This is a genomic window from Ureibacillus thermosphaericus, assembly GCF_002370195.2.
In the GTDB taxonomy this organism is placed as follows: domain Bacteria; phylum Bacillota; class Bacilli; order Bacillales_A; family Planococcaceae; genus Ureibacillus; species Ureibacillus thermosphaericus.
In genome coordinates this window covers 3,432,075-3,449,777 of the sequence record NZ_AP018335.1, presented here as the reverse complement: position 1 = coordinate 3,449,777, position 17,703 = coordinate 3,432,075, and the positions used below count along the sequence as shown (strand labels likewise).

15 protein-coding genes and 1 riboswitch are annotated in these 17,703 nt (G+C 35.0%); of the genes, 12 read left to right on the top strand and 3 right to left on the bottom strand.

Annotation, left to right across the window (positions count from 1 at the left end):
* Window positions 1–12: 12 nt before the first annotated feature.
* Window positions 13–582 carry a YitT family protein gene (locus UtA1_RS16675; protein WP_096552319.1) on the bottom strand — a complete coding sequence of 190 codons (570 nt, stop codon included), beginning with the start codon at window positions 580–582 and terminating at the stop codon, window positions 13–15.
* Between the two features lie 238 nt (window positions 583–820).
* Between UtA1_RS16675 and UtA1_RS16670 the strand changes: the two genes are divergently transcribed.
* Together UtA1_RS16670 and UtA1_RS16665 are read left to right on the top strand one after the other, a co-directional pair.
* Window positions 821–1,405, top strand: coding sequence for a hypothetical protein (locus tag UtA1_RS16670; RefSeq protein ID WP_096552317.1), 585 nt, complete (start codon window positions 821–823; stop codon window positions 1,403–1,405).
* Between the two features lie 119 nt (window positions 1,406–1,524).
* Entirely contained in the window at window positions 1,525–2,550 is a 1,026-nt protein-coding gene (locus UtA1_RS16665; protein WP_096552315.1) for a pirin family protein, read from the top strand.
* Between the two features lie 681 nt (window positions 2,551–3,231).
* On the opposite strand, the gene UtA1_RS16660 is transcribed toward UtA1_RS16665, so the two are convergent.
* Window positions 3,232–3,792 (bottom strand): FAD-dependent oxidoreductase, encoded by a 561-nt coding sequence (locus UtA1_RS16660; RefSeq protein ID WP_016837916.1) that lies wholly within the window; start codon window positions 3,790–3,792, stop codon window positions 3,232–3,234.
* A 164-nt stretch (window positions 3,793–3,956) separates the two neighbouring features.
* Here UtA1_RS16660 and UtA1_RS16655 point away from each other — a divergent pair, with 164 nt between their 5' ends.
* The 10 genes from UtA1_RS16655 to thiT all read left to right on the top strand — a co-directional run bounded on the left by UtA1_RS16655 (window position 3,957) and on the right by thiT (window position 16,519).
* Entirely contained in the window at window positions 3,957–4,655 is a 699-nt protein-coding gene (locus UtA1_RS16655; protein ID WP_096552313.1) for an arginase, read from the top strand.
* A 62-nt stretch (window positions 4,656–4,717) separates the two neighbouring features.
* Window positions 4,718–4,960: a hypothetical protein gene (locus tag UtA1_RS16650; protein WP_016837914.1), complete on the top strand. Its 243-nt coding sequence runs from the start codon at window positions 4,718–4,720 to the stop codon at window positions 4,958–4,960.
* A 152-nt stretch (window positions 4,961–5,112) separates the two neighbouring features.
* On the top strand, window positions 5,113–6,582 hold the full coding sequence (locus UtA1_RS16645) for an S-layer homology domain-containing protein (protein ID WP_016837913.1): 1,470 nt from the start codon (window positions 5,113–5,115) through the stop codon (window positions 6,580–6,582).
* A gap of 100 nt (window positions 6,583–6,682) precedes the next feature.
* Complete coding sequence (locus UtA1_RS16640) at window positions 6,683–7,924, top strand: carboxylate--amine ligase (protein ID WP_232019872.1); 1,242 nt, start codon at window positions 6,683–6,685, stop codon at window positions 7,922–7,924.
* Entirely contained in the window at window positions 7,924–8,622 is a 699-nt protein-coding gene (cuyB, locus tag UtA1_RS16635) for a cysteate racemase (RefSeq protein WP_408647302.1), read from the top strand. Before UtA1_RS16640 ends, cuyB begins: the two co-directional genes overlap by 1 nt.
* A 205-nt stretch (window positions 8,623–8,827) precedes the next feature.
* Complete coding sequence (locus tag UtA1_RS16630; RefSeq protein WP_096552309.1) at window positions 8,828–9,967, top strand: DEAD/DEAH box helicase; 1,140 nt, start codon at window positions 8,828–8,830, stop codon at window positions 9,965–9,967.
* Between the two features lie 10 nt (window positions 9,968–9,977).
* Window positions 9,978–11,207, top strand: coding sequence for an aminopeptidase (locus UtA1_RS16625; protein WP_096552307.1), 1,230 nt, complete (start codon window positions 9,978–9,980; stop codon window positions 11,205–11,207).
* Between the two features lie 237 nt (window positions 11,208–11,444).
* Window positions 11,445–12,620: an exonuclease SbcCD subunit D gene (locus UtA1_RS16620; RefSeq protein ID WP_016837908.1), complete on the top strand. Its 1,176-nt coding sequence runs from the start codon at window positions 11,445–11,447 to the stop codon at window positions 12,618–12,620.
* Window positions 12,617–15,694, top strand: a complete 3,078-nt coding sequence (locus UtA1_RS16615; protein ID WP_096552305.1) for an AAA family ATPase — start codon at window positions 12,617–12,619, stop codon at window positions 15,692–15,694. The genes UtA1_RS16620 and UtA1_RS16615 overlap by 4 nt, the downstream gene beginning before the upstream one ends.
* A 64-nt stretch (window positions 15,695–15,758) precedes the next feature.
* Window positions 15,759–15,864: riboswitch (TPP riboswitch) on the top strand.
* Window positions 15,865–15,958: 94 nt separating this feature from the next.
* Window positions 15,959–16,519 carry an energy-coupled thiamine transporter ThiT gene (gene thiT / locus UtA1_RS16610; RefSeq protein ID WP_096552303.1) on the top strand — a complete coding sequence of 187 codons (561 nt, stop codon included), beginning with the start codon at window positions 15,959–15,961 and terminating at the stop codon, window positions 16,517–16,519.
* Window positions 16,520–16,605: 86 nt separating this feature from the next.
* Here the strand turns inward: thiT and UtA1_RS16605 are convergent, their stop codons facing one another.
* A complete protein-coding gene (locus UtA1_RS16605) occupies window positions 16,606–17,601 on the bottom strand; it encodes an acyltransferase family protein (RefSeq protein ID WP_096552301.1) in 996 nt (331 codons plus the stop codon).
* Between the last annotated feature and the right edge of the window lie 102 nt (window positions 17,602–17,703).

Genomic DNA, 17,703 nt, shown 5'->3' with positions numbered 1-17,703 from the left:
AAGGTAAACCTTTTATCTTTTGCTGGTTACAGCACTAGTTGTGATTCCAACAGTAACAATGGCCATAATTGATAACAGCAAGGTGCTTGCAGATAGTAAAAGCCCTCCGATCAAGACAATAATGGAGTCAATAAATAAAATAATTAATCCAACATTGATTTTTGTTTTGTCGCTGATGAATTTAGCTAGTAAGTCAGTTCCACCAGTGCTTGTGTCATATCTAAGCATTATGCCTATACCAAGCCCCACAAATATCCCACCAATGATTGCAGCAAAAGAGGCTTCTATGTCTAAGAGATAACGAAGGGGCTTGAAAATATCGATAATTACAGAAGAAGTTGGTAAACCGTGAACACTATTGTAAAAATATCGTCTATATTTGAACCATGCCAAAATAAAAATTGGCGTGCTTAACACAATGACCATCAATCCGATTTTGAGGTTAAAAAGATAATGCAAAATAAGGGATAGCCCGATAATCCCACCGTCCAATATTTCATAAGGTGCAAGAAAAAGGTTAATGCCAATTGCCAATAAAATGCTGCCAATCATAATAGCTAGTCCCTTTTGTAAATAGTACATGAACATTCCTCCACATTAGGACATGCACTATTGTATGAAAGGGAAAAAAAGAAAATGATAAATCATGTTGAAAGCAAAAAGACCCTCTATTGCTATGCCTTTAATAACGATATTTATTCGAACAAAGATTTTTTTCAATATAAAGTGCTCCATTTGGAAAAAAATATACGGAACATTACACGAATAATTAACTGCAAATTTAGCATGATAAAGGCATAACAATCTTGGAGGTGTTTTTATGGCTAATAACAATAAACGATTTACTCAAACTGGAACAGATATTGAAGAAGTAAAACGTCAAAATGCACAAGGAAAAAGTAGTTCAACTTTCGGTACTAATCCTCAAAAAGTACGAGAGGAAATAGCTCAAGAAGGTGGTTTTGGAAACCAAACTTTTGCTCAACCAAGTCAACCAGGTAAAACACCAGCTGGAACAAATATTCAACAAGTGAGAGATGAAATTGCAGAAGAAAGTGGTTTTGCAACTCCAAATAAACCGCAACCAAATCCGACGCCAGCGAAATCACCAGCTGGAACAAATATTCAACAAGTGAGAGAAGAAATTGCAGAGGAAAGCGGTTTTGCAACTCCAAATTCGCAACCAAATCCGACGCCAGTGAAATCACCAGCTGGAACAAATATTCAGCAAGTGAGAGAAGAAATTGCAGAGGAAAGCGGTTTTGCAACTCCAAATTCGCAACCAAATCCGACGCCTGCTAAAACACCGGATGGAACAAATATTCAACAAGTAAGAGAAGAAATTGCAGAGGAAAGTGGATTCCAACCGCAACAACGTAACAAAAAGAATCAGTCTAATCAATAAAATAAAAAACGCCTCTTCATTTGAGGCGTTTTTCATCATTTTGTACCATATAAAATAATTTATCTAAAACAAAATTTGTTAGTATGGGAATAGTAGGAAAAATTAGTAAGGTGATTTTTATGGAAAAACGAAAAATTATTGGTTTACAAAAATTAGGAACGCAATGGACTACAGAAAGCCCTTTTATTTTAACCGTATATCACAAAGATCATTATCCACCAGGCAACGATGAACAAGGGGTAGACAAAGAGAGGTTAGCAGGAAGAAACTTAGGGGAAGATTTTGAATTAAAAGATGGATTTCGTATGTATCATGGAAAATCAGTTCCGGGATTTCCCGCTCATCCCCATAAAGGATTTGAAACAGTAACGATTGTTCTTCAAGGTGTTGTTGATCATTTTGATTCTAAAGGTTGTTTTGGTCGCTATGCTAGCGGCGATGTTCAATGGCTAACGACGGGCAAGGGGTGCCAACATTCAGAAATGTTTCCGCTTGTGAATAGAGAACAGTCGAATCCACTTGAATTGTTTCAAATTTGGTTAAACCTAGACCGAAATGGAAAAAAGGCAGAGCCGGAATATCGAATGTTTTGGAAAGAAGATATACCTGTAATTGAGAAGCTTAACAATGGCAACAAAACAACAGTAAAAATTATTGCGGGTGAAATGTACGGCATCAAAGCATTAGAGCCAAATTTAGCTTCATGGGCAAGAGAAGAGTCGCATCATGTAGGAATTTATTTGATACATATGGCACCAGGAGCAACATTTACACTGCCTAAAGTATCAAGTACTATTAACAGGAACTTATATTTTTACGAAGGCAATACAATTCAAATTGAAGGGGCAACAATTCAAGCTTCTTACCGTTGTAAACTTGTTGGAGATGAAGAAATTGTTATCCACAACGGTAATACAAACAGCTCCTTACTCCTTTTAGAAGGAGAACCTATAAATGAACCGATTGCCCAATATGGCCCGTTTGTAATGAATAAAAAAGAAGAGATTTATGCCACTTTTGCCGAATATAATAAGACAAAATTTGGAGGCTGGAAATGGGATAGACCGGATCCCGTTAACGAAAGGAATGCGGGCAGGTTTGCCCAATTCGCTGATGGCACTATAGAAAAGCCTAAAGAGGAATAGAGAAAGGGTTTCCTGTTGGCGTTATAGCCTTTACAGGAAACCCTCTATCTATACATCAAGTTTTGCGGAAGTACCAATATGGTTGAGTATCGTTGGCTAATATATGGATGAAGTTGACTAATATCGTGCTCCGAATGGCTAATAAATTCCCGAGAATGACTAATATCCGCAAACTGGAAGCCCAAAATTTTTTCGTTGGCTAATATATGGCTGAACTTGACTAATATCATGTTCCGAATGGCTAATAAATTCCCGAGAATGACTAATATCCGCAAACTGGAAGCCCAAAATTTTTTCGTTGGCTAATATATGGATGAACTTGACTAATATCATGTTCCGAATGACTAATAAGTTTCCGAGAATGACTAATATCCGCAAACTGGAAGCCCAAAATTTTCCCGTTGGCTAATATATGGCTGAACTTGACTAATATCGAGCTCCGAATGGCTAATAAATTCCCTAGAATGACTAATATCCGCAGACAGGAAGATTAATAAAATTTCATATAAACTAGTAGAAAAAAGAGGAGCCTAGAAAACTTTCCAGACTCCTCCACCTCTACATCATCATAATATTATCTTTGCTTAAGTGTATAAACCAGTTTCCACAATTCTTATTGCAAGGGGACTGTCTAAACATCACTTTTTAGACAGCCTCTTTAACTTAAAGGGTTCTTTCAACTTATTTCAAAACATCATGATCAACATAACGTTCGCTGTTTAATTCGCTAATGACGTTGATTGCCACTTTTGCACCGTCGCCAGCAGTGATGATTGTATGGACACTCACACCTGCACAAGTACCTGCAGCCCAAATCCCTTCTACATTTGTTCTGCCTTCATTGTCCACATCAAAAATTGTTTTAACTCTTGGCTCAGTGCCAGGTTTTGTTGCTAATCCAACACTTTCAGCTAAGTCTGTTAAAAATCCAGTTGCAAGGATGATATGTTTCGCTTCCACTTCACCATTCTCATATTGCAATTTAAATCCTTTGTCTGTTTTGGAAATACCAGTTACTTTTGCTTCGATTAGTTCAGCACCATAGTTTTTCGCTTGTTCAATTCCCGTTTTCACTAATTCTGGACCTGTTATTTCTTTAACGCCGTAGTGATTGTAAAGCATTGCGCGTTTTGTAACACCTTGGTCGCTATCTAAAATAACTGTTTTTTTACCTGCCTTTGCAGTAAAAATTGCAGCACTTCCTCCAGCTGGTCCTGCACCGATAATGGCTACATCATACATTACAAGATACCTCCTTTTCTATATTTATCATTCTATCAAAATACAAGCATACTCTCTAAAAATTTGTCTATTTTTTCAAAAAATAGAGGGATTGTTTGAAATTTAATTTTTTGAGTATTACGATTTTATTGTCAACACTTATATGGTTTTTGGAGGGGATAGTAGTGGCAAGTTTGTTGTCAATTGATTGGGACTATTTTATTTCCGCTGAAAATCAAGAAATTACTTCAAGTGTTGAAAATAAAAGAACCATTCATGACTTATGGTACAAAAAATACTTCCAATACAAATCTTTTGGGAAAGATTTTGAAAAGTCTTTTTTTCTTTCAAAAGATGTCGATCAATTCTGGAATAAAATTAAACAAATTTTCCGATGGGATCAGCAAGTGAGAATATATGTGTCAGATTCTCATGCGTTATCTTACAAAATTGCAGAAAAATTTGAAGTCGATGAAGTATATCTATTTGATGCTCATTCTGACTTAGGCTATGGAGGACTTGCTTCCTTACAATTTAACGTTAACTGTGCAAATTGGCTTGGAAAACTTTTGCAAAATCGAATAATTCAAAAAGCATATATTATTTACAGTCCTTTTACAAAAGAAAAACCAGAATTTTTTAATGAAATTAATAAAGCTTTTAATATTCAATATTTGAAGTTTGAAGATTTATATGAAGGAATTAAAACGAATGTTATTCATATTTGTCGTTCGGGAGCATGGACTCCACCTTGGTTAGATGGGAAATTTGTAGAATTCGTAAGAGCAATTGGCTTGCCTTATAAAGTGTATCAATGTCCAATTAGAAAATGGAATCCAAATAATGTGACATTTGCTGAAAAATTGGATTATTTAATGGCGTGACGTTGATTTTGAATAAAGAAGCACAATCAACACATACTACAAAAAAGGAGTGTGTTGTTGATATGAAAAAAGAATCGCTTCCAGAATCAAAAAAGAGATTTGCTGAAATGCCTTATGAAGAAAAACCCGACCGCGTACCATCAGATAATATCAGCCTTTTTGATTTGCATGAAGACATGCAAACGGTGGACGCGATAGCGGTGGACGAATTAAATAAACGGGTAAAAGCTGAAGGAGATGAACTTTTAGAAGAAGTGTTTCGAAAAGAATCTCCTGATGAGAAAGAACATTTTGATAATGCATAGATGCAGTGGCAAACTGCATCTTTTTTATTTACTTTAAAATCTCCATGGTAAAGATTACTACCTTTTAACTTTGTATAAAAATTTACAGAAATCACAATCTTTTAATCTTATAATAGAGTCAGACGGGGACTTTGAAAGGGGAAAAGATATTAATGAAACATTTTATCATTCTACTTCATACATTGGTTCTGTGTGGATTATTAATTTTAAGTCCTATTAATGTCCATGCAGAGAAAGTATTTATAGATACAGATGTGTTTAATGATCATTATGAAAGCACGAATTATTTAAATCAGTTAAACGTTTATGATTATATAGAAGGGAATCAATTTTATCCTAATCAAAGTATATCCAGAAGCGATGTTGCAAAAGTAATACATACATTATTCAAAGACCAGTTAAAGAAAATTAGGGATTATGAGGAGCAACCATTTATTGATGTGTTATCAACGAATCCTTACTATGAATCTATTATTTGGTCTTATGAAGTAGGGATTTTTGATGGAGATCATGGTCGTTTTAAAGGAGAGGAATCATTAAATCGAGCTCAATTAGCAAAAATACTAGTCAATACATTTAATTTACAATCTTCTAGTAAGACTCCATCATTTATTGACGTTCCTGAAGGACATTGGGCATATGACTATATTTATACATTATACGGACTAGGAATTACGAAAGGAAGCAACGGCTACTTTATGCCAAATCAACCTGTAACAAATGGCCAATTTGCTAGTTTCATTTATCGAACAATGCAAGTTACAGGATTAGATGAAATTTTAGCCTCCAAAGAACCTAAATTTAAAGAAAAAAAGCAACTAGCAAGTAAAAATGTATTAGCAACTTTCCCGTCAGAGTACGATTTTGTTTGGAATCAGATCGGAAAAAACGAACAGTTAGAGCTGGAGGGAGTCAATGAAAAAAATGAAGTTGTTGGTTTCTACAGCACAATTATAGGAAAGGAGTTATTTGACATTACAATTGGAGAAAGTGATAAAGAGGACGTCTTACGGCTTTATGGGAAAGGGATTGAAGCAATATTAAAAAATAATACGCCTTATATTTTAGCAAAAGATGATGGACATGCAATCTACTTAATTGAAGGTAAATATGTTACTTTCTTTTTTGATCAATTCCAAAGTGATGTAGTGAGATCAATACTTTGGATAGAAGAAGAATACGAGATGAAAAAAGAAGGTTTTTATGGTAATTATCGCGTGGAAGCTCGTCAAGAAGGCTTTGAAAATTTAATGGTTGAGCTAATGAATCAAGCGCGGGTCATTTTTGGAGTACCACCGCTAAAAAGCGCACAACAATATAGGGAAACGGCGAGAAAACATAGTATGGATATGGTCAAAAATCATTTCTTTTCTCATACAGGTAGCGACGGAAAAAATGCTCTAGAGCGAATGCTTGCTGACGGTATGAATTTTATCCATGGTGGAGGAGAAAACTTAGCAGCAGGTGCATATAACACGATTTATGCTCATGAAGCGTTAATGAATAGTAAAGGGCATCGGGAAAACATTTTATTTAAGCAATATACACACGCTTTTACGGGGGTAGCCTTTGATGGCACAAGGCCGTATTGGACAATCAACTTCTTTATTGCAAACGAATGATATTAGTTAGGTTTTACCTATCCAAATAATTGATTTTGATACCATTTCGTGCTACTTTCATTTTAGTCAAGAAATTTGTCTGTAAAAATAAAAAGTAAAGATGAAGAGAGATGAAGAAGCAATGAATCAACCGTTTTTACCTGTATTATGTGGTTCAGATATGAATGCCTATGGAATGGCACGCGCCTTCCATGAAGCATATGGAATAAAATCAATCGTAGTGGGACGCTCTCACTTAACAGCAACACAGGACAGCAAAATCATTATCTTTGAACAAGTGGACAATTTTAATAAGCAAGAAGCCTTTTTACCAGCATTAGAGAACATTGCAGAAAAATATAAAGATATAAAACTATTGCTTCTTGCTTGCGGAGACGATTATGCAAAATTAATCATTAAAAATAAGCCTGAATTGCAAAAGCACTTTATTGTTCCATATATTGATGAATCTTTAATGGATCAAATCTTATTAAAAGAAAACTTTTATAAAATGTGCGATAAATATGGCTTTAAATATCCAAAAACAACGATTATTAGCTATGAAAATTATAAAGAGTTTGAAATTCCATTCGATTATCCAATTATCATCAAAGCATCTAATTCTGTAGCCTATTGGGCATGTTCTTTCCCGGGAAAGAAAAAGGTATTTGTTGCCCACGATGAAAAAGAAAAAAATGCTATATTAGATGCTATTTACAGCTCTACTTATAAAGATCATTTAATTATTCAAGAGTTCATTCCTGGCGACGACTCTTATATGCGCGTTTTAAATGCTTATGTAGGAAAAGACGGGAAAGTCAAATTAATGTGTTTAGGCAATCCGATTTTAGAGGAGCATTCACCTGAAGGGATTGGCAGTTACGCAGCAATCATTACTACATACGATAAGGAATTAATGGATCGTGTACGTCATTTCCTTGAAGATATCGGATATACGGGCTTTGCCAATTTCGATATGAAATTTGATCCGAGAACTGGAGAATACAATTTATTTGAAATTAATTTGCGAAATGGACGTTCAAGTTATTTTGTAACAGCTGCTGGATATAATCTTATGAAATATGTTGCGGATGATCATGTGTTTAATATTAAACAAGAGTTAACATATGCCGATAACAAACATTTATGGCTTGTTATTCCTAAAGGCGTATTATTTAAATATACTACAAATGAAAAATTAAAAATTGAAGCGAAAAAATTAATTCGAGAAGGCAAATGGACAAACTCCCTATATTATTCATATGATATGAATGCAAAACGTTGGATGAAACTAACATTAAATAAATTAAATTATTACCGAAAATATAAAAAATACTTTAATAAAAAAGGTTTGGCAGAATAATGAAAAAAACTTTAGGAATTATTGGCGGCGTTGGCCCACTTGCAACGATGTTTCTTGGGGAAACAATCGTCCGCCTAACAAAGGCAACATCAGATCAAGAACACATTCATACGATTATTGACAATGATACATCAATTCCGGATCGTACAGCCTTTATTTTAGGTAAATCCAATCAAAATCCAGTACCGATTATTATTCAAGATGCGAAAAAGTTAGCAGAATATGGTGCTGATTTAGTATGTATACCATGCAACACAGCGCATACATTTTATGATGAAATACAACAAGGTTCGCCTATACCTGTTATTCATATGATTAAGGAAACAGCGAAACAGGCAAGAAAACTTGAAGCGAAGAAAGTAGCAATATTAGCAACGGATGGCACCATTCAATCAAATGTTTATCAAGAGGCGCTGATTGAAGAGGGGATAGAGCCAGTCATTCCAGATGAAAATACCCAAAAACTCGTCATGTCCATTATTTATGATGATGTAAAATCGGGTAAAGAAGTTACGAGAGAACGGTGGAATGAAGTGGAAGATGCAGTTGTTGCGCTCAATTGTGACCACATTATTTTAGGATGTACAGAGTTGTCCGTTGTAAATAAAAACTTGCAATTAGGAAGTCGTTACATAGACTCATTAATCGTACTTGCAGAAACAGCAATTCGTAGCTGTGGATATGAAGTAAAAAAATAAAATGAACAGAAAGAATTCGCTTATATGAAGACAGCCTCAATTGGGGAGGCTATAACTAGTACTTAAGCGAATTCTTTTTTCGTGAACGCTAATAAGGTTGCTATTTATTTATAAATAACTTGAACACTTTAGGAAAGAATGGATGTAACAACGGTTGATATTTTCCGATATGTGGTAAAATAAATTTGGGAAGGTGGGAATGCTGATGTCAGCTATCAATTTATTGGATGAATCATTGCAAAAAAAGTGGAAATTTGAAACAACAATGAAAGTACAAGAGCAAATGATTCCAGCGATGTTGGAGGGAAAAGATATTGTTGCCGAATCTCCAACGGGTTCAGGGAAAACATTAGCTTATGTATTACCTATATTAAATAAAGTGGACGGTTCAAAAAAAAGCACGCAAGCTTTAATCGTCGCACCTTCTCAAGAATTGGCTATGCAAATTGTAGAAGTGATTCGAGAATGGATTGTTGGAACAGATATTACCGTCCAACAGCTCATTGGTGGAGCAAATATGGCTCGTCAAATTGAGAAACTAAAGAAAAAACCGACCATCGTTGTAGGGACACCGGGTCGATTAAATGAATTAGTAAGAGCGAATAAATTAAAATTGAGAGAAATCGAAATCGTTGTATTAGATGAATGTGATCAATTATTGAGCAGAGATTATCGGGTCATCGTGAAATCCTTTATTGAAGGAGCATCTCCAAACCGACAAGTCGTTCTTGTTTCAGCGACGATAACTGATGAGATTCGGTTAGTTGCTAGCAGAATGATGAAAGATCCTATCAACATTCAAATTAAACCGGAAGATATGGTAAAAGTGGGGAAAGTCGTTCACTCCTTTGTGAAAGTGGATGAGCGAGAAAAAACGGATGTGTTAAGAAGACTCGCAAATATGGAAGGGGTACGAGGCCTTGCTTTTATCAATAATTTGGATCAATTATTATTAAAAGAAGTGAAATTAAAATATAAAGATGCAAAAGTAGTATCCCTTCATGCAGATATGAATAAAGAAGAGCGCAAAAAATCTTTGGATAATTTCCGTAAAGGTGAAGCCCGCATTTTGCTCGCAACAGATTTAGCCGCAAGAGGATTAGATATTGAAGGGCTTACTCATGTGATTCATGTTGATTTGCCTCATACAGTTGAACAATATTTGCACCGTTCTGGACGTACTGGCCGAGCGGGTGCTGATGGAGAAGTGATAACGCTTCTTTCATATAAGGATGAAAAAAATTATAAAAAATTATTAAGAGAAGTAGGACAAAAACCTGTGCAAAAGATAATTTATAAAGGTCAATTAATTGAAGGGAATTCAAAAACCATCGCTAAAAAGTGAGGGAAAGTTTATGACATTTGAAGAAAAATTAGAACAATATGCGGAATTGGCTGTCAAAGTCGGTGTAAACATTCAAAAAGGGCAATATTTATTAATTAATACAACGACAGATACATTAGATTTTACTAAAATCGTTGTGAAAAAAGCGTACGAAGCGGGAGCAGGAAGAGTACATGTCAATTTGTCTGACCAAGAAATTACCCGTGCTTTTTATGAATATGGAGCGGAAGATGAATTTAGCAAGTTTCCAAAATGGATTGTTGCACAGCGGGATGAATGTATTGAACGGAAAGGGGCTATTCTTTGGATTGACGCAGAAGATCCTGATTTGTTAAGCGGGATTCCAGCGCGTCGCATTACTGCTCAGCAAAAAGCTAGTGGAGAGGCGCTCGTGAATTATCGAAAAGCAATTATGAACGATGATATTGCTTGGTCAATTATAGCTGTGCCTTCAAAAAAATGGGCTGCAAAAGTATTTCCAGACTTACCGGAAGACGAACAAATGAAGGCGCTCTGGGAAGCAATTTTTAAAACCGTTCGCATCGGTGAAGGAGATGCAGTTGAAAATTGGCGCAAACATCTTGCCGAGTTGGAACATCGAGCAAAACAATTAAACAGTAAAAAATATGCGAAGTTACACTATAAAGCACCTGGTACGGATTTAACAATTGAACTTCCTGAAAAGCATGTATGGTGCACTGGTTCAAGCAAAACGCCAGAAGGAGTTACATTTATTGCGAATATGCCGACTGAAGAAGTGTATACTCTCCCATCAAAATTTGGGGTTAACGGTTATGTAAGCAATACGAAGCCTCTCGTTTATCAAGGAAATATTATCGATAAATTTACACTCACATTCGAAAACGGAAAAATTGTAAAGGCAGACGCTAAGCATGGCAATGAATTGTTGCAGGAGTTAATTCAAACAGATGAAGGTGCTGCATATTTAGGGGAAGTGGCATTAGTCCCACATGAATCTCCAATTTCAAAGTCAGGCATTTTATATTACAATACGCTTTTTGATGAAAATGCCTCCAATCATTTAGCGATTGGGGAAGCCTATCCAACTTGTTACGAAGGTGGACGGGAATTAGAAGAAGGGCAATTAGAATCGCTCGGAATTAATGTTTCAGTTACCCATGAGGATTTCATGATTGGCAGTGCTGAGATGGATATTGATGGCATTTTGCCAGATGGAACTAGAGAACCGATATTTAGAAAAGGGAATTGGGCGTTTTAATTTCGGTTTGACCACATCTTTTCTCTATGAGAGATGTGGTTTTTTTATTTGGAATAAAGTTTTTCAGGTTGAGGATGAAAATTTTTGTTTAACGAAGTTGCAAGTATTAATACGAAAATTTTAAGTTGATGAAGAATTTTCCAAAATCGATAAGAACATATATTCGTAAATTTGGTAGTCACTCAATTGAACTCGTGTTAAAATAGATGCATAGCAAAAAGCGGAGGTCGATTGAATTTGAAAATTTTCCATACGGCAGATTGGCATTTAGGAAAGCTTGTGCAAGGGGTGTACATGACAGAAGACCAGCGTTATGTACTCAATCAATTTATAACAGCAATTGATGAAGAAAAACCGGACGTTGTTATCATTGCTGGAGACTTATATGATCGAGCTCTTCCCCCGGTGGAAGCGGTAGATTTACTTGATGAAATTTTTGCCGAAATCGTGCTGAAACGAAACGTGCCTGTACTTAGCATAGCAGGAAATCATGATAGCCCTACACGTCTTGAATTTGGGAGCAAATTGATGAAAGAGAGCGGATTGTACATTGTCGGCGAACTCGATCACCAATTAAAACCGATTATTTTACAGGATGAATTTGGAGAAGTGCATTTTCATCTTGTACCATTTGCAGAACCTTCCACTGTGAAAAATGTATTTCAATGCGAATCAATTAACACATACGATGATGCCATGAAAACTATCATTGAAAAAATAGAAGAAAATATGGATAGAACGAAGCGTCATGTGTTCGTTGGACATGCCTTTGTAACGCATTCTGGAGAAAAGGGAGAAAATACAAGCGATTCTGAACGTCCGCTCTCAATTGGAGGATCTGAATGTGTCAATGCTCATTATTTCCAGGCATTTCATTACACAGCCCTTGGGCATTTACACAAAGCTCATTACGTATTAAATGAAACGATACGATATCCGGGATCTCCATTAAAATATTCGGCATCTGAAGCGAATCATCAAAAAGGATTTTTAATAGTCAATTTAGATGAAAATGGACAAGTTTCTATTGAAAAACGAAATTTCACACCGAGACGAGATTTGCGCATCATTGAAGGCACCATTCAAGAAATTTTAAAACATGATTACTGTGAAGATTATGTATTCGTACGATTGACTGATTTAACACCAGTTGTAGGAGCGATGGAACAAATTCGCACTGTTTACCCGAATGCCATGCATGTGGAACGAAAAACGATTCAAAGAATTGAAAGTGCTGAAGAGAATATTAAAATTCAGCGAGAACAATTGGATGATATGACGTTATTTAAAGCTTTCCATAAAGAAATTTTAGGCTTTGAGCCGACAGAAGAAGCTCTTCAATTATTTGAAGAAGTATTGAATGAAATGTTGCGTGATGAAAGAGAAATGAAAGAGGAGGCGGTGACGAAATGAAGCCAATTTTATTAAAAATGACCGCCTTTGGACCATACAAAAATGAAGAAGTGATCGATTTTACAAAACTTCAGGAAAGAAAGCTTTTCGTGATTTCCGGACAAACTGGCGCCGGAAAAACGACGATATTTGATGCCATCTGTTTTGCGTTGTATGGTTTTGGTAGCGGTCAAGACAGGAAAGATACAAAAATGCTGCGCAGTGATTTTGCAGAAGATGATGTGCATACTTCTGTTGAATTTGTTTTTGAAATACGTGGCAAAAAATATCGTGTTTTGCGCAGGTTGTCCCATGTGAAAAAAGGAAGAAAAACACCAACTGGTGAAAAATATGAGTTGTTTGAAATACTGCCAAATAACGAAGAAATTCCAGCGGTGGAACGGCAACGAGTGACGGATATTAATGAAAAGCTTGAAGAATTGATTGGATTAACTTACGAACAATTTAGCCAAATCGTGATGCTGCCACAAGGAGAGTTTCGTAAATTATTAACTTCTAAATCGGACGAGAAAGAAGAGATATTAAGAAAAATCTTTAAGACAGATCGCTTTGTAAAAATGGCTGATAAACTGGAAGAAAAGAAACGATTAGCGGATCAACAACTAAATGAAGCAAAGGCATTAAAAAATAGCTATATTAATCAAATTGAAGGAACATTACCAAAACGAGAATCATTGTTGTTTACAATGCTTAGTCAACATTCCAATATTTATCAGATTCTAGAAGGATTGGCAGAAGAACAGCAATATTATCAGAAAAAAATTAAAGATGATGAACGAATGTATCGAGAAGCTTTCAAAAAACATCAAGAGGCATATGAAGTTTATGTTGCGAATAAAAAGTTAAATGATCAAATTGATGAATATGAAAGGAAAAAAGAAAAGCTATCCTTTTTACAATCTCAAAAAGACCATTATGAACAAATAAAACAAACAATCGATGCAGCAAATCGTGCAAGCCGAATTTTCCCACTCTATTCTTATCTGATGGAACTGGATAAGGAAAAACAATCCATCGAAAAGAGAATGGAACTCGTTACAAAACTGTTAGAAGCAGCAAAATGGACATTTGCTAAAGCAGAAGAAATGTTCAAGATGGAAGCAATGAAAGAGGAAGAACGGGAACAAGCGAATGAACGAGTAAATGAATTAGAAAAACTTGTCCCTATTTATGAGCAAATGAACGAACAAATAAAGCTCGTGGACAAACTGTTGAATGAAAAAAATCAATTGCAAACTCGCCTACAAAACATAGTAAAACAGATCGAAGAAAAGGAATGGGCTATTCAACAGTTGAGCGAGATGATTGAAAAGCTGGAAGAAGACACAGAATCATTGAATGAACTATTAGAACAGCAACGACTATTAAGAGAAATTGTAGATACCTACACAAAATACTTTGAGGTAAACGCTGAAGTCCATAAACTAGAAAACGAATGGCTTAAAGCGACATCTACCTATGAAGAAGTTCAAAATATATATGCTCAGGAAGAGGAAAAATGGTTGAATAATCAAGCGGCCATTCTTGCGAAGAGTCTCCTGCCTGGAATGCCTTGCCCTGTTTGCGGTAGTACGGTACACCGAATCGAACATACAGCATCAACTGAAACCGTTAATCAAACGGAATTGAAAAAACTGAAAGCAACATTAGATGAAGCTCAGCAAAAGAAATTTGCTGTTCAAGGGAAATTAGAATCGAAACGACATCAATTACAAGAAATAGAACAAAAATTAATGCAATATCACGCGCCATTAAAAGAATATCAAAAATATGTTCATCAATTACAAGATATAAATATTGCTATAAAAGAAAAAGAACGTCAAAAAGAAGTACTTACATTAAATAAAAAACAAATAAAAATTCTGCAAGATGAAAATGCACAATTAGTTCATTTTCGTAAGGAAATCGAACGTCAGTATCATGAAAAACATGAACAATACACGCAGAATAGTACGATTTTAGAACAACAAAAAAAATTAATACCAGAAGAGATTAAAGACCTTTCCCAATTACAAGTTGCACTTCAACAAGCAATCAGCAATAAGCAACAATTAAAACAATCTTGGGAAACAGCCCAAAAGCAGTATCAGGAAGCTAACAAACAAGTTGTAATGAATGAAGAGGCATTTAAACAAATAACTGAACAAGTGAAACATATTCAAGTAAAATGTCAACAATCAAAGGAAAATTTCCATTCAGCTCTTCTACAAGCAAGGTTTACATCGACGGAAGATTTTCTACTTGCTAGACGTCCAGAACAGGAAATTGAAGCTTTACAAATGCAATATGATAATTATTCAAAGGAGCTTCATTCTTTACAAGTGCAAGTGAAAGAGGAAGCAGAAAAATTAAAAGATAAAGAAAAGGTCGATTTAACAGAAGCTGAAAAAGAATTGGAAGCGTTGCAGTTTAATTATGAAAAAGCGTTAGATGAATTAAACTATTCGAAAGCCTGTGAAAAACATTGCATCGACTTTGCAGAGAAGCTTGAAAGACTTGCCAATAATATATTTCAAATGGAAGAAAAATCGAATCAAATCATAGATTTATATAATTTACTTCGTGGACACAACAGCAAAAAAATTTCCTTTGAACGCTATGTACAAATGGGGTATTTAGAGCTCATTACAGAAGCAAGCAATCTTCGCTTGAAAAATTTATCGAACGGTCAATATTATTTGCAAGTTTCTGACCGATTGGAGTCCTACGGTAGGCAAAGTGGATTAGGATTAGATGTATATGATGCATACACTGGACAAGCAAGAGATGTAAAAACTTTATCTGGCGGAGAGAAATTTAATGCTTCGTTAAGTTTAGCACTAGGAATGGCGGATGTGATTCAAAGCTTCCAAGGAAATGTTCAAATCGAAACAATGTTTATTGATGAAGGTTTTGGCTCCCTTGATGAAGAATCGTTGATGAAAGCAATTGATACGCTCATTGAACTACAAAAATCCGGCCGAATGATAGGGGTTATTTCTCATGTGGAGGAATTAAAATCGGCAATGCCTGCTATATTACAAGTAGAAAAATTAAAAGAGGGCTATAGTAAAACATCCATTATATTAAAGTAAATAATGAGGTTGCAATCTTCATATAATTTGATAAAATGACATTATTCCCAATAGAATATAAGATTTGTACCACAAGGGGTGCTGATGAAGTCAGCTGAGAGTGTGCCGGATGCACTAACCCTTAGAACCTGTAAGTTAGTACTTGCGTAGGGATGTGGATAGAAACCGAAACAAAGACGTCTCGGCTCTGTCCGGACGTTTTTTATTTTGTAGTTTTCTATCCTTCTCTCAAGTTCTATAAACGAAGAGAAAGGAGATAATTGAATGAGAAACCAAAAATTATTATGGATGGTTGAAATTGCGATTTTTGCTGCAATTGGTTATGTGTTAGACCAATTGAAATTTTCTATTTGGGCGCAGGGTGGATCCGTTAGTTTAGTTATGCTGCCTATTATTTTAATCGCTATTCGTTGGGGACTATCTGCAGGACTTATGACTGGATTGATTGTAGGATTATTGAACATGACAATTAATCCTTATATTGTCCATTGGGCTCAAGCATTGCTTGATTATGTTTTTGCATTTACTTTCGTAGGATTTGCGGCAATTGTTCGTAAACAAGTGTTAGATGGAGTATCAGAAAATCGTAAAAATAAAATTGCATTATTTGTTATCATCGGAACAATTATTGGCGGTTTGTTGCGCTTTATTTGTCATACACTTGCAGGAGCTATTTTCTTCAAAGAATATGCAGGCGATCAAAATGCCTGGATTTATTCTATCGGGTATAATGGTTCATATATGGTTCCGGCTATTATTTTAACTGCAGTTGCAGCGGTGCTCATCTTTACTGCAAGCCCAAGATTGATAAAAAAAGAAAATTGATTACAATTCTGAATTAAAATAAAAAGCGAATTGGGAGACAATATTGTTTTCCTAATTCGCTTTTTTATGGATAAATTTTTATACGTTTATCTAATTTTACCTACAATCCATTTCCCAAAAGGTAAATACGAAATGCATTTTGAAATGGTAATGGCAACGATTACCGTTGATATCATCATTGCTAAAATTGCTAGATAACCATTGTTGAAAAATGATACAAAGTACTTTGCGGTTAATGATAGTATGTTCCAATGAATTAAATAAATTATAAATGCATACTTACTAATAATTCGAATAATTTTAAAAGATGGAATCAGTTGTCCATAGGCTAAGATCATGCTTGTTATTCCAACGACAAAAGGAATCAAATCCATCCTTCTAGAATGTATTTCAACCATACCGAATTTATAGCCATACCAAATATAAAGAGCTGATAGTGCCGTGAAAATTACAGTGAAAATGCGATATTTTTTCAATAGTGGCTGAATTTTTTCATAATTTGCACCGATTATGAATGCGATTACAAAATAAACGAACCAAGCTGTTCCATACAATTTTTCATACTTCATATTTTCTTGAAAGAATGGATATGGTAAATCAAAAATTCGATGCTGCAGAAAATACAACAATGCACATAAAGGTAACACGACAAAAGATGGCCATTGAAATTTAATCATTAGCCAAAAAAATAGATACAATTGAAGAATAACTAAAACAAACCAACCTACAAATTCACCTAGAACGATATTGTTATAAAAGGTTTGCCAAATTAGACCATTTTGGTAGTTATATTCAATGACAAGGGCATCAATAAAAGCCCAAAATATATATGGAAGTAAAATGAATTGAAGCCGTTTTGACCAAAACGATTGTGGGATTCCATCTTTATATTTTGCTGCAAGAATGATGATGGATAGTAAAATAAATGTCGGTGTAGCATAACATAGAAGTATTCGGATATAATGAACCACTACTGAATTTTCAGAAAGACCTGATTCTAGGTTATAAAAAGTAGTTGAATGTAATAGTAAAATTGATAAACATGCAATAACTCTTAATAAATCCCACTCTTTAATTCGCAATGATAAAACTCCTAATGTTTATAATGTTTGATTATAACATGATTAAAATACCTTTGGAGGTCTAAATAAAATTTTCATTATATATTCTATCATTTCTTGAGT

Coding starts and splice junctions, on each gene's coding strand:
- UtA1_RS16625 (WP_096552307.1), top strand. CDS start 9,978: ATGACATTTGAAGAAAAATTAGAACAATATGCGGAATTGGCTGTCAAA.
- UtA1_RS16660 (WP_016837916.1), bottom strand. CDS start 3,792: ATGTATGATGTAGCCATTATCGGTGCAGGACCAGCTGGAGGAAGTGCT.
- UtA1_RS16665 (WP_096552315.1), top strand. CDS start 1,525: ATGGAAAAACGAAAAATTATTGGTTTACAAAAATTAGGAACGCAATGG.
- UtA1_RS16645 (WP_016837913.1), top strand. CDS start 5,113: ATGAAACATTTTATCATTCTACTTCATACATTGGTTCTGTGTGGATTA.
- UtA1_RS16670 (WP_096552317.1), top strand. CDS start 821: ATGGCTAATAACAATAAACGATTTACTCAAACTGGAACAGATATTGAA.
- UtA1_RS16650 (WP_016837914.1), top strand. CDS start 4,718: ATGAAAAAAGAATCGCTTCCAGAATCAAAAAAGAGATTTGCTGAAATG.
- thiT (WP_096552303.1), top strand. CDS start 15,959: ATGAGAAACCAAAAATTATTATGGATGGTTGAAATTGCGATTTTTGCT.
- UtA1_RS16640 (WP_232019872.1), top strand. CDS start 6,683: ATGAAGAGAGATGAAGAAGCAATGAATCAACCGTTTTTACCTGTATTA.
- UtA1_RS16615 (WP_096552305.1), top strand. CDS start 12,617: ATGAAGCCAATTTTATTAAAAATGACCGCCTTTGGACCATACAAAAAT.
- cuyB (WP_408647302.1), top strand. CDS start 7,924: ATGAAAAAAACTTTAGGAATTATTGGCGGCGTTGGCCCACTTGCAACG.
- UtA1_RS16675 (WP_096552319.1), bottom strand. CDS start 582: ATGTACTATTTACAAAAGGGACTAGCTATTATGATTGGCAGCATTTTA.
- UtA1_RS16630 (WP_096552309.1), top strand. CDS start 8,828: ATGTCAGCTATCAATTTATTGGATGAATCATTGCAAAAAAAGTGGAAA.